The sequence below is a fragment of the Devosia sp. Leaf420 genome (assembly GCF_001425445.1).
Taxonomy (GTDB): Bacteria; Pseudomonadota; Alphaproteobacteria; order Rhizobiales; family Devosiaceae; genus Devosia.
Map to the genome: position 1 here is coordinate 351011 of NZ_LMQU01000012.1, position 13040 is coordinate 364050.

Genomic DNA, 13040 nt, shown 5'->3' on the forward strand with positions numbered 1-13040 from the left:
GGAAATTGAGGGTGCTTGGGTATGACCTCCACCGCCCTCGAAGCCTTCCTCGCTGCCAACCCCGACATCATCGCTTGCGAATTGACCTCTGTGCGCGGGTCCTCGCCGCGCGAACAGGGAACGTTCATGCTGGTCGCGCTTGGGGCGATCTTTGGGACCATCGGTGGTGGGGCGCTCGAATATATGGTTATCGACCATGCACGGCGATTGATCGCCGAAGGGCGGACCGCGGAGGCGATGGATGTGCCGCTTGGGCCGGAGATTGGCCAGTGTTGCGGCGGGCGGGTCATGGTGTCTCTCCGCTTCGCGGATGCTGCGATCCGCCGGGAGGTCATGGCGCGGACGATGGCCGAGGATGCGCTGACGCCAGAGGTTTACGTTTTCGGGGCGGGCCATGTTGGACGGGTGCTGGCGCAGATCCTTGCACTGCTGCCGGTCCGCATGGAGGTGATCGATACGCGACAGGATGAGCTTGATCTCTTGGCGCCCGGGATCGCGCATCGGCGTGTGGCGATGCCCGAGGCCGTGGTCCGCGCCGCGCCGCGCGGCAGCGCTTTTGTGATCATGACCCATGACCATGCGCTCGATTTCTTGATCGCCAATGAGGCGCTCAACCGGCTCGACAGCCCCTATGTCGGCATGGTTGGCTCGAAAACGAAGCGCGCAAAATTCGCGAGCTGGTTTCTCGAGCAAGGGGGCGACAGGGTCGCTTTGGATCGGTTGGTGTTACCCATAGGCGCACAAGGGCTTGGGGATAAACGGCCATCCGCCATTGCGGCACTAGCGGCGGCCGAAATTATGGTCCAAATTGGGCAACGGGAAGCTTTGGACGGGCAGGTGCCTATCCCCGAAAAACGGGGGGTGGTGAGTGGACTTTGACATGCCCAATCGGCTCGAACTGACCGGCATTACCAAGCAGTTTCCCGGCGTTTTGGCCAATGATCAGGTGTCGTTCGCGGTCAAGCCCGGCGAAATCCACGCGCTCCTCGGCGAAAACGGCGCCGGCAAATCCACCCTCGTCAAGATGATCTATGGCATCATGCAGCCCGACGCCGGCGAAATCCGCTGGAATGGCGAGCCTGTTGTGGTGCCGAATCCCAAGGCTGCGCGAAAGCTTGGCATCGGCATGGTGTTTCAGCATTTCTCGCTGTTCGAAGCGCTGACGGTGCTGGAGAACATCGCACTCGGCATGGATGCCAAAATTCCCTCGCGCGAGCTTGAGGGCCGTATCCGCGAGGTGATGCAAACCTATGGGCTGGTGCTCGATCCGCACCGGACCGTCGCGACGCTTTCGGTCGGGGAACGCCAGCGCATCGAAATCGTCCGGTCGCTGCTGCTCAACCCGCAATTGCTGATCATGGACGAGCCGACGTCGGTGCTGACGCCGCAGGAGGTGGAGCAGCTTTTCACCGTGCTGCGAAAACTCGCTGCCGAGGGATGTTCGATTCTCTACATTTCGCACAAGCTGCATGAAATCAAAGCCTTGTGCGATACAGCGACCATCCTGCGCGGCGGCAAGCTCGTTGATACTTGCGATCCAAAGCAAGAAACCAGCCGCTCGATGGCCGAGAAGATGATCGGCAGCGGGTTGAAGGATATCGTCAAGGCTGAGGGCAGGGCGTTTGGTCAGCCCAAGCTCGTCATCAATCGTTTACGCACCAATAAGGCGGGTCATTTCGACGTGCCAGTGGACAATGTCAGCTTCACCGTTCGCGCCGGCGAGATCCTCGGCATCGCCGGTGTGGCAGGCAATGGGCAGAATGCGCTCCTCGATGCGCTTTCGGGCGAGATCATCGGCGACGATCGCGAGGCCATCACCATCGATGGTTTTGGCATCGGGATGATGAACACGACGGAGCGCCGCAAGCGCGGGCTTTGCGCGGTGCCCGAAGAGCGCAATGGTCATGCGGCGGTGGGTGATTTTTCGCTGGCGGACAATTCGGTGCTGACGGCGCGCGACCGGCTCGGCATGGTCGTCATGGGCCTGATCAATTCGGGCGCGGCCAAGACCTATACGGGTAAGGTCATTGCCGATTTTGCCGTCAAGGCGCTGGGTCCGAGTTCGACGGCGGGATCGCTGTCTGGCGGGAACTTGCAAAAGTACATTATGGGCCGTGAAATTCTGCAGAAGCCTTCGGTACTGGTGGTGAGTCAGCCGACCTGGGGCGTCGATGCAGGGGCGGCGGCGGCAATCCATCAGGCACTGGTCGATCTGGCGTCTGCTGGTTCGGCGATCGTGGTGATCAGCCAGGATCTCGATGAATTGCGGGCGCTCTGCGATACGCTGGCGGTGATCAATATGGGACATCTGAGCGCCGCCAAGCCGGTCAAGGATTTCAGCATCGAAGAAATCGGTCTCCTAATGGGTGGCGTCCACGGAGCCTCGGAGGCCGATCATGCAATTCCGGCTTGAGAAGCGTCGCGAGCCGTCCAAGGCTATGATCTACATCACGCCGGTGGTCGCCGTGGTCCTGACCATGATCGTCGGCGCGGTGATCTTTTCGCTGATCGGCTATGATGGCATTGGCGCGGTGCGCGAGATTTTCCTGACGCCACTGACCAATAGCTACAAGTGGCAGGATCTGGGGATCAAGGCGGCGCCGCTGATCATCATCGGCGTGGGTCTTTCCATCGCTTATCGGGCGAATGTCTGGAATATCGGGGCCGAAGGGCAGTATGTCATCGGGGGGCTTGCGGGCACGGGCATAGCGCTCCTGACCTATGGCATGACGGGCTGGTGGATCCTGCCGCTGATGGTGCTGGCTGGGATGCTGGGGGGCATGGCTTATGCGGCTATCCCGGCGCTGCTGCGCACACGGCTCAACGTCAATGAGATCCTGACGAGCCTGATGCTGACCTATGCTTCTGTTCAGCTGATCTACTATCTCATCCGCGCGCCCTGGAAGGACCCCATGGGCATGGGCTTTCCGCAGACGCGGCTGTTTTCGGAAGCGGCGCGCCTGCCGACGATCATTCCGGGGACAATTGTGCATCTTGGCGTACCGATTGCAGTTCTCGTTGGGATCGTCGCCTGGTTCATCATGACTCGGTCGGTGTTTGGCTACCGGATGCGCGTCGTTGGGGCCGCGCCTCATGCTGCACGCTATGGCGGGTTTTCCGAGAACAAAACCATTTGGCTCGCCATGCTGGTGAGTGGTGGCTTGGCCGGTCTCGCGGGTGTTCTGGAAGTCGCTGGTCCCTTCCAGCGCATGGTGCCCGGCTTTCCGACCAATTACGGATTTACCGCCATCATCGTCGCGTTTCTGGGGCGGCTCAATCCGCTGGGTGTGATCGTTGCGGGCATTGTTCTCGCCATCACATTCGTGGGTGGTGAAGTCGCCCAGACCACCATTGGCCTGCCCAATGCGGCGACCGGGATTTTCCAGGCGATGATGCTGTTCTTCCTTTTGGCTGGCGATATTCTGATCAAGTACCGGTTGCGCCGCGTGTTGCCGCAACCATCGGTGGGAGCGGCATAATGGAACTGGCGCTCGCAATTCTGATCACGGTCGTTGGTGCATCAACCCCTATTCTGATCGCGGCCTTGGGCGAATTGGTTGTCGAGAAGGCAGGGGTGCTCAATCTGGGCGTCGAAGGCATGATGCTGATCGGCGCGATCGCCGGCTTCGTCGTGCAGTTCCACACCGGTAATCCATACCTGGCGCTGCTCTGCGGCGCCGCGGCCGGGACAGCGGCATCACTGATCTTTGGTTTTTTGACGCTGTCGCTCTCAGCCAATCAGACGGCAACGGGTCTGGCGCTGACGATTTTCGGGACTGGCTTTTCGGCGCTTGCCGGATCGTCCTATTCGGCGCGGCCAGTGACGCTGATGCAGCCGCTCTTTCCTGCCGAATTCTACGGCAATCCAATCGGGCGGGTTATCTTCGGCTACTCGTTCCCTGTCTACTTCTCCTTCGTGATGGTCGTTGCCATCTGGTATTTCCTCCACAAAACGCGCGCGGGCCTGATCCTGCGGGCCGTTGGTGAGAATGACCAATCGGCGCATTCGATCGGCTATTCGGTGATCGGTGTGCGTTATCTCGCCGTCATGTTTGGTGGAGCCATGGCCGGTATCGCGGGAGCCTGTTTCCCGCTGCTGCTCACCCCGCAATGGGCGGAGCGGATGACGGCGGGTCGCGGCTGGATCGCCGTGGCGCTCGTGGTGTTCGCCTCGTGGAAGCCATTCCGCCTTTTGGGCGGCGCCTATCTCTTCGGGCTCGTCATGACTACCGAGCTCTATGCCAAGGCTGGTGGCGGACCGCTGAGCGCTGTGCCGTCCGAGCTCTGGGCCGCTCTTCCCTATATCGCAACCGTCGTCGTGCTGGTGCTGATTTCGCTCCGCCGCGATGCGTCTACCAATGCACCGGCTTGCCTCGGCAAGCCGTTCTTGCCCGCCAATTGAGATGACATTGGAACGATCATCTCGATCAAGGAACGTCAGTCAGGAGAAACATCAGATGACACTTTCGCGTCGTACATTCGTCAAAGTCGGCGGCGCCGCCTTGGCCCTGCCGCTCTTGGGCTCGCGCGCTTTCGCGCAGCTCGAAAAGGTCAAGATCGGCTTCATCTATGTCGGTTCGATCAACGACAATGGCTACAACTATGCCCACAACCAGGGCCGCATCTACGTCGAAGAACAGCTCGGCGATAAGGTCGAGACCGTGTTCGTCGAAAACGTGCCAGAAGGCCCGGACTGCGAACGCGTCCTCCGCGAACTGGCCCAGCAGGGCTGCCAGCTGATCTTCGCAACGAGCTTCGGCTTCGGTGACTCGGTGGTCAAGGTTGCCGCGCAGTTCCCGGATATCGCTTTCGAGCACGCCACCGGCTACATGAACGGCCCGAATATCGGCCTCTACAATGCGCGCTTCTATGAAGGTCGTGCGGTTTGCGGCACGATCGCTGGCCACATGTCGAAGACCGGCAAGGCCGGGTACATCGGCTCCTTCCCGATCCCGGAAGTGGTGATGGGCATCAACGCACTGGCGCTGAGCGGCCGTCGCATCAACCCAGAATTCACCGTCAAGCCCGTCTATATCTCGACGTGGAACGACCCGGCCAAGGAAGCTGACGCGGCCCGCGCCATGATCGATCAGGGCATCGATATCGTTGCCCAGCACACCGACGGCCCAGCGGCCCTCCAGGTTGCTGCCGAGCGCGGGATCGTTGGTGGCTTCGGCCAGGGTGCCGACATGTCGGCCTTTGCGCCCGACACCCAGCTCACTGCGATCATCGACCATTGGGGCCCGCATTACCTCGCATCCGCCGAAGCCGTTCTGGCTGGGACGTGGACGCCGGGCAACACTTGGGAAGGTCTCAAGGAAGACGTCGTGCAAATGGGGCCATATGGCGCCAAGGTGCCGGAAGACGTTCGCGCTGCCGCTGACCAAGTCAAGAATGGCCAGATCGATGGCTCCTTCCATATCTTCACTGGCCCGATCAAGGACAATACCGGCACCGAGCGCGTTGCCGCTGGCGTCGTCATGACCGATGCCGAGCTGCTGAGCATGGATTGGTATGTCGAAGGCGTCGAACAGCCGGCGTAAGCTAGCTGGTTTGACCGAGTGTTGAGGGGCGGGCCTGCGCCCGCCTCTTTTCTTCTCCCCATCGGGGAGAAGGTGTCGCGTAGCGACGGATGAGGGGGTGCTGACCGCATGCGCAGATATTGCGACAGCCCCCCTCACCGACTCGGCTTTGCCGAGCCACCTCTCCCCGATGGGGAGAGGAACAAGAAGAGGGACAGCATGGGCGATCTGGCAATATTTTATGAGTGGCTAATGTTTGCCGTGCGCTGGTTGCACGTCATTACCGCCATCGCCTGGATCGGGTCTTCGTTCTATTTCATCGCGCTCGATCTTGGCCTGCGCAAGACGCCCAGCCTGCCGCCGCTGGCCCATGGCGAGGAGTGGCAGGTGCATGGCGGCGGGTTTTACCACATCAACAAATATCTGGTGGCGCCAGAGTTTTTGCCTGAACACCTGACCTGGTTCAAATGGGAAAGCTATTGGACCTGGATGAGCGGCGCCACGCTGCTGGCGCTGATCTACTATGTCGGGGCTGACCTCTACCTCGTTGATCGTAATGTGCTCGATATTCCGAGCTGGGGCGCGATCCTGCTCTCGATCGGCTCGATCGTGCTGGGTTGGGTACTTTACGACGCGCTTTGCAAATCCAAGATCGGGCAATCGACGACCGGGCTGATGCTGGTGCTGTTCGCCATTCTTGTCGCGGCAAGCTGGGGCTATACACAGCTCTTCACCGGACGCGCGGCAATGCTGCATATGGGCGCGTTCACCGCGACCATCATGGCGGCGAATGTGGCTATGGTCATCATTCCCAATCAGAAGATCGTGGTGGCGGATTTGAAGGCGGGCCGGGTGCCTGACGCCAAATATGGCAAAATCGCCAAGCAGCGCTCACTCCACAATAATTACCTGACGCTGCCCGTTATCTTCTTCATGCTCTCGTCCCACTATCCGCTGGCATTCGCCACGCAGTGGAACTGGATCATCGCCTCGCTGATCTTCCTCGTTGGCGTCGTGATCCGGCACTATTTCAACACGCGCCACGCGCGTAAGGGCAATCCGCACTGGACTTGGGCTGTTGCCGTCATTCTCTTCATCACCATTGCTTGGCTCTCGACGGCGCCAAAGCTGCCTGGGATCGATACGCCAGCAATTGCCAGCGCGACCGGCGAGCGGTTCATGGCAACTGAGCATTTCAAGCTGGCGAGCCAGACAATTCAGACACGCTGTTCCATGTGCCATACGGCCGAGCCGGTTTGGCCGGGTGTCTATGAGGCGCCGAAGAATGTCATCCTCGATAATGACATTGCCATTGCAAATCACGCCAAGGATGTCGCCATGCAGGCGGGCTATGCCCACGCCATGCCGCCGGGCAATGTCACGGAGATGATGCCTGAGGAGCGAGCTATTCTCGTTCAGTGGTTCCGCGAGGGTTCAGGCTCGTGAGCCGGACGATCCTGCGTGGACGCGTGCTGAGCTTTCATCGTGCGCCGCAAGGCATCGATGATACGGAAAGCTATCTCTATCTCGAGGATGGCGCAGTCACCATCGAGAACGGTGTGATCGTGGCCGTGCTTGATTTTGCCGAAGCCGAGACGACAGGATCGGCGATCGTCGACCACCGGCCGAATCTGATCATGGCCGGCTTCATCGACATGCACCTCCATTATGTGCAGAGCCAGATGATGGCGTCTTATGCCGGGTCGCTGCTCGATTGGCTCAATACCTATACTTTCATCGAGGAACAGAAGTTTTCCCAGCAGGGGCATGCTGACGCGGTTGCGGTCGATTTTTATGACGCGCTGATCCGGCATGGCACGACGACGGCGGTTGCTTATTGCTCGAGCCATCCGCGTTCGGTCGACGCCTTCTTTGCCGAGGCGCATCGGCGTAATATGCTGATGGTTGGCGGCAAGGTGATGATGGATCGCAATGCGCCGGACGATCTGCTCGACACGGCGCAGTCTGGCTATGACGACACCAAGGCGCTGATCGCGCGCTGGCATGGGCGGGGCAGGGGGCTCTATGCCATCTCACCACGCTTTGCGATCACCTCGACGCCCGGGCAGATGGAGATGGCGCAGGCAATCGTGGCGGAGCATGGGGACTGTTACGTGCAGACCCATCTCAGCGAGAACGACGCAGAGATTTCTTACTCGATGGAGCTCTATCCCGATGCGCCGGACTATACTGGAATTTATGAGCGCTATGGGCTTCTGGGGTCCAAAACGCTGCTAGGCCATTCGATCCACCTCAATCATCGCGAGACAGCAGTGATCGCTGAGACCGGGTCGGTGGCGGTGTTTTGCCCGACATCGAACCTGTTTCTTGGCTCGGGACTCTTTGACCGCGAGCGGTTGGTGAAGCATGGGGTGCGCATCGGCCTTGCGACCGATATCGGTGCGGGGACGAGCTTTTCCATGCTCAAGACCATGGATGAAGCGTTCAAGATTTTGCAGTTGCGGAAGCAGAGTTTTAATCCGCTGGCGTCGTTTCATCTGGCAACGCGTGGTAATGCCGAAGCGCTTGGATTGGCGGAGACGATTGGCAGCGTGGCGCCGGGGCGGGCGGCCGATTTGGTCGTGCTCGATGCGCGAGCGACGCCGACTATGCAGATGCGGATGGGGAGTGTCGAGACGCTGGTCGAGGAACTGTTCGTCCTGCAAACGCTGGGCGACGACCGCGCGATCGCCGAAGTCTATGTGGCAGGCGCAAGGGCGAAGTCCACTTTAGGCGGGTTGTGACGCCGCCTGCGATGGCCTAAAGCTGTCGCCAAACTGTTATCGAGAGGTTCCAGGCATGAGCGACTACCTGACGAAATCCGGCTTGTCCGTCCATCCTTTGCTGGTGGATTTCGTCGAGAAAGAGGCGCTTGCCGGGCTTGGCGTATCGGCCGATCAATTCTGGGATGGGCTGGCAAATCTGGTGCGCGAGCATGCGCCGACCAATGCTCGACTCTTGGCCAAGCGGGATGAGCTGCAGAGCCAGATCGACGAATGGCACCACAAATATGGGGCGGTCACCAACAATCCGCAGGGCTATGAGTTCTTTCTGCGCGAAATTGGCTATGTCGTTCCAGAGCCTCAGGATTTTACGATTGCGACGGACAATCTTGATCCCGAAATTTCGAGCCTTTGCGGGCCGCAATTGGTCGTTCCGGTGTCCAATGCGCGCTACGCGCTCAATGCTGCAAATGCGCGTTGGGGCAGCCTCTATGATGCGCTTTATGGCACTGACGTCATCTCGCGCGATGGCGATTTAGCGCCGGGCAAGGGGTACAATGCGGAGCGCGGGGCTGCTGTCGTGGCGCGGGCGGCGCGGTTTCTGGATGAGAGTTTTCCGTTGGCGACAGGCAGCCATTCGGATGTGATCGGGTACCATCTCGTTAACGTTGAGGGCCAGCGACACCTGCAAGTCGATACTCCTTCGGGACGCACGGGGCTTCGCGACCCATCCGGCTTTGTCGGCTATGGTGGGACCGAGGATCAGGGCGAGATCGTGCTCCGGCATAACGGGCTGCACGTGATCCTCGCCATCGATCCAAAAAGCCAGATCGGATCGGCGCACAAGGCTGGGCTGGCCGATGTCGTCGTCGAGGCGGCGCTGACGACGATCCAGGATTGCGAGGATTCGGTCGCTGCAGTCGATGCCGAGGACAAGGTCGGCGTCTATCGCAATTGGCTCGGGTTGATGGACGGCACGCTCGAAGACACGTTCGAGAAGGGCGGGCAGACTGTTACGCGCAAGCTCAAGGCAGACCGGACCTATAAGGACACCAATGGCCAGCCACTGGTGCTCAAGGGGCGCTCGCTGCTGCTGGTGCGAAATGTCGGGCATCTGATGACGACCGACGCCGTCCTGCTCGATGGCAAGCCGATCGGCGAAGGGCTGATGGATGCCGCGGTGACCGCACTTTGCGCACTGCACGACAAGGGCAACAATTCGCGCACCGGGTCAATCTATGTGGTCAAGCCCAAGATGCATGGCCCTGAGGAAGTGGCTTTTGCCTGCGCGATTTTTGCGTCGGTCGAGGGTTTTCTCGGGCTCAAGCCGAATACGATCAAGATCGGTATCATGGATGAGGAGCGCCGGACTTCGGCTAACCTCAAGGCCGCGATCTATGAGGCGCGGAGCCGTGTGTTCTTTATCAATACCGGCTTCCTCGATCGGACCGGTGACGAGATCCATACGTCGATGGAAGCAGGCGCGGTGCTGCGCAAGGACGAGATCAAGTCCGAGCGCTGGATCAGCTCTTATGAAGATCGCAATGTGCTGATCGGGCTGGCTTGCGGCTTTTCGGGTCGCGCGCAGATCGGCAAGGGCATGTGGGCCCGGCCGGATGATATGGCGGCGATGATGAATGCCAAGATCGGGCATCCAAACGCTGGCGCCAATACGGCATGGGTGCCATCGCCGACGGCGGCAACGCTGCATGCGCTGCACTATCACCAGGTCAACGTGTTCGAGGCGCAGAGCCGTCGGCATAATCAAGCAGTGCTGGGACTGTCGGACCTCTTCTCGATGCCGGCACAGGTGCCCTATTCGTTGAGCCGCGAAGAGATCACGCGTGAGCTTGAGAACAATGCTCAGGGCATTTTGGGCTATGTGGTACGTTGGGTGCAGCAGGGTGTTGGCTGCTCAAAGGTGCCGGACATCAACAATGTCGGGCTGATGGAAGATCGTGCGACTTGCCGTATCTCTTCCCAGGCGGTGGCGAACTGGCTGCGGCATGGTCTGGTGAGCCGCGATGAGGTGACCTCGGTATTCGAGCGCATGGCCAAGGTGGTCGATAGCCAGAACGAGGGCGATCCGATCTATCGGCCGATGGCGGAGAACTACCAGTCTGTCGCGTTTCAGGCGGCGTTGGATTTGGCGCTGAAGGGGGCGGATCAGCCGAGCGGGTATACGGAACCGCTGCTGCATGCGGCGCGGCGCAAGGTCAAGGCGCGGGACGGGAAGTAGGGTCGCATCCCCTCATTCGTCGTCACCACCGGGCTTGTCCCGGTGGTCCATGCGGAGGTGAGATGGATTGCCGGGACAAGCCCGGCAATGACTACGGTTAATGGGTAGTGGCCTAGACTTCCATCAACGCCAAGCGTGCCGCCTTCGCCATCTGCACCAGAACCATGTGCATGTCTTGCGGAACGCTGATGGGCTTTTCGAACCAGATGCGGCGGATGTCGTCGCCGTGGGCGATGTCGATGCCTTCTGCGTCGACGCCAGCGAGAAGCCATTTGCCGCTGGGGGCTTTGGCGTAGTGTTGAGCGTAGAGATCGACCGCGTCGGCGTGGTCTTCGTTCATGTGTTCGAGGGCGTGCGCCTCGGCAGCGGCCAAGGCCGGGTCGGCATTGGAAAGTAGATCGGCCGAGGTCAGCGCATAGGCTTTGCCGAAGCCCGCATTGAAGCTGGCGGATATGGGGTCGAGCCGCACGAAGCGGAAGTCGCCGAGGTCGGCATAGAGCTTTGCCTTGGGCTGGTGGGCCAGATAGCGCGCAGCGATGCGGAGGCTATCGGGTGCTTCTCGGTCGAGGATCGTCGCATTGGCGGCAATGGAGATTCGTGGATAGGCGAGGGGATCGCCTTTGCCCGGCTCGCCGAGAAGGAGCGAACAGCGGCCATCGGCTTTGAGCGCGGGAAAATGAGCGGCGAGGCCCGAGATCAAGAGTACAGGGGCGCAGTCAAAATCGGTCGAAACACCAACCCGCGTCACTTGTGGCGCGCCGTTTGCCGGATCGAGCGTTGCGAGAGCGCCGTGGCGCGCGGTTCGGACCAAGTCCTTGGCCTGGCGCAACGCTGCGGCATCGGTCGGCTGGAGCCGTGATTTTTCTTCCATGACATGTCCCTCGAAGTTGATGCCGGAACTATGTCAGGAAATGATGATCGTCAATGTCAGATTATGTGGGTCGGGAGGATGATATTGGTGCCATCATGGAAAACCTTCACCGTGTTGGCGACCAGATTGACCGAGGTATTTATCGGCTCACCGGTGCCCGGATTGCGGGCGTAGCGCGGGTGGGCGCCCGAGGCGATGAGAAGGCGCAGGCGATGGCCGGGGAGGAGCGTGTGCGCGGTGGCATGCAATTTCAGGTGCAGCTTGAGTGCGCCCTCCGGATGGGATGAACCCTGCGGGGTGACGTGAAGGAGACCGTCGCAGATATTGCGCGAGATGCCATCGGGCCCGACATCGTTCAGGCGGACGAAAAGATCGACATTGGGGTGTTCGGCCTTGATGCTGAGGTTGACCCGGCATTGGCCGATCACTGTCAGCTTCTGGAGCAGAACCGGGCTGGTATAGGAGAGGACATCGCCGCGCGCTTCGAGCGGCGCGTTATCGACTGGTCCGGCGCCGGTAAAGGCAAAGATTGCGCCGCCGAGATTGGGCGTTGGGTCGTTGGGATCATAGCGATAGCTGTCGCCACCGGCTGACGGTTCTGGCCGCTCCAGAAGGCGCCTGTCCGACGCGATGGCGTAAGTGACCGGCGTCGGTGGACCCGGCGGGTAGCGGTCGAACTCGTGCCAAGCGTTTTCGCCTGAGATGTGAAGCCGGACCGGATTTCTGCGGAGACCAGAGGCATCGCCAAGAAGCTTGGCGCGCATCCAGATCAGCGTTTCGCGGAGGTTGTCGCGTTGCAGTTCTTCGGCGATGTGGAACCAGGTGCCGACCGTCAGAAATGGCGTGTGACCGAGTTCGACGAGGCGCTGATAGTCGGCCAAGAGAGGATCGACCATGAAGTCATACCAGCCGGAAATGAAGTGGACCGGTGGTGTCGATTTGGACAGGCGGTGGCTGTGGTCGATCTCTTTCCAGAAGCCGGCATTGCCAATGGCATGGTCGAACCAATAGCGCCAGAAAGGTATCTCGTGCCCCACGGCAGCAATATCAGCGTCGATCAGGGGCAGGACACTCGCCGCGCGCTCGGTGCGGCGCTCGATGTCACCGGAGAACATGCGGGCCGCGGTCGCCAGTGGATTGGTCCGCAAACCCTCGATGACCTGCACCCAGGACAACCAGAGATTGAGGTGGAAGGCGCCCGAGGGAAAGACGACCGGCTGGAAATTGGAGGTGGTGACCTTGGTGGCCATGGCTGAAATGGGCGGAAGAGCGTCGGAAATAGCCCATTGCGCATAGCCGAGATAAGACGGGCCTGTGAGGCCGATGCGGCCGTCATACCAGGGCTGTTGCTCGAGCCACCTGAGTGTCGCGAGGCCATCGGCGCGTTCGTTGGCGAAGGGGTCGAATTCGCCACCGGAAAGCTCGGTGCCGCGGCAGGCCTGAATGACGACGTGGAATCCGCGTTCGGCATAGGCCTCGCAAATGGCGCCAAAACCGCGGCGGCCATAGGGCAGCCGCATGAGGATCGTCGGGTGAGGGCCATCGGCGCGGGGGGCGTAATGGTCTGTCTTGAGGAGGACGCCATCGTCCATCGGCACGGAAATGCCGCGCGTTTTCTTTACTCCATTGAGCCGTGGCGGCAGATCTTCCAGCCAGGCCAAGTAGAGTGAAGAGATGCTCATGGG

General features: G+C 60.5%; 10 protein-coding genes. 8 read left to right on the forward strand and 2 right to left on the reverse strand.

Annotated elements, in window-relative coordinates; all coding sequences use genetic code 11:
• The first annotated feature begins 21 nt into the window (after window positions 1-21).
• The 8 genes from xdhC to ASG47_RS15025 all read left to right on the forward strand — a co-directional run bounded on the left by xdhC (window position 22) and on the right by ASG47_RS15025 (window position 10484).
• Complete coding sequence (gene xdhC / locus ASG47_RS14990; RefSeq protein WP_061910419.1) at window positions 22-879, forward strand: xanthine dehydrogenase accessory protein XdhC; 858 nt, start codon at window positions 22-24, stop codon at window positions 877-879.
• A gap of 1 nt (window position 880) precedes the next feature.
• Entirely contained in the window at window positions 881-2413 is a 1533-nt protein-coding gene (locus ASG47_RS14995; protein WP_061910421.1) for an ABC transporter ATP-binding protein, read from the forward strand.
• Complete coding sequence (locus ASG47_RS15000) at window positions 2397-3479, forward strand: ABC transporter permease (RefSeq protein ID WP_061910424.1); 1083 nt, start codon at window positions 2397-2399, stop codon at window positions 3477-3479. Before ASG47_RS14995 ends, ASG47_RS15000 begins: the two co-directional genes overlap by 17 nt.
• Window positions 3479-4402, forward strand: coding sequence for an ABC transporter permease (locus ASG47_RS15005; RefSeq protein ID WP_061910426.1), 924 nt, complete (start codon window positions 3479-3481; stop codon window positions 4400-4402). The genes ASG47_RS15000 and ASG47_RS15005 overlap by 1 nt, the downstream gene beginning before the upstream one ends.
• 55 nt (window positions 4403-4457) lie before the next feature.
• Window positions 4458-5543 carry a BMP family ABC transporter substrate-binding protein gene (locus tag ASG47_RS15010; RefSeq protein ID WP_061910428.1) on the forward strand — a complete coding sequence of 362 codons (1086 nt, stop codon included), beginning with the start codon at window positions 4458-4460 and terminating at the stop codon, window positions 5541-5543.
• A gap of 198 nt (window positions 5544-5741) precedes the next feature.
• Window positions 5742-6968: a urate hydroxylase PuuD gene (locus tag ASG47_RS15015; RefSeq protein WP_061910430.1), complete on the forward strand. Its 1227-nt coding sequence runs from the start codon at window positions 5742-5744 to the stop codon at window positions 6966-6968.
• Window positions 6965-8266: a guanine deaminase gene (gene guaD, locus ASG47_RS15020; protein WP_061910432.1), complete on the forward strand. Its 1302-nt coding sequence runs from the start codon at window positions 6965-6967 to the stop codon at window positions 8264-8266. Before ASG47_RS15015 ends, guaD begins: the two co-directional genes overlap by 4 nt.
• A 55-nt stretch (window positions 8267-8321) precedes the next feature.
• Window positions 8322-10484 carry a malate synthase G gene (locus ASG47_RS15025; RefSeq protein ID WP_061910434.1) on the forward strand — a complete coding sequence of 721 codons (2163 nt, stop codon included), beginning with the start codon at window positions 8322-8324 and terminating at the stop codon, window positions 10482-10484.
• Window positions 10485-10596: 112 nt separating this feature from the next.
• On the opposite strand, the gene ASG47_RS15030 is transcribed toward ASG47_RS15025, so the two are convergent.
• Complete coding sequence (locus tag ASG47_RS15030; protein WP_061910436.1) at window positions 10597-11355, reverse strand: HugZ family protein; 759 nt, start codon at window positions 11353-11355, stop codon at window positions 10597-10599.
• A 56-nt stretch (window positions 11356-11411) separates the two neighbouring features.
• Window positions 11412-13037 (reverse strand): CocE/NonD family hydrolase, encoded by a 1626-nt coding sequence (locus ASG47_RS15035; RefSeq protein WP_061910437.1) that lies wholly within the window; start codon window positions 13035-13037, stop codon window positions 11412-11414.
• Window positions 13038-13040 lie beyond the last annotated feature (3 nt).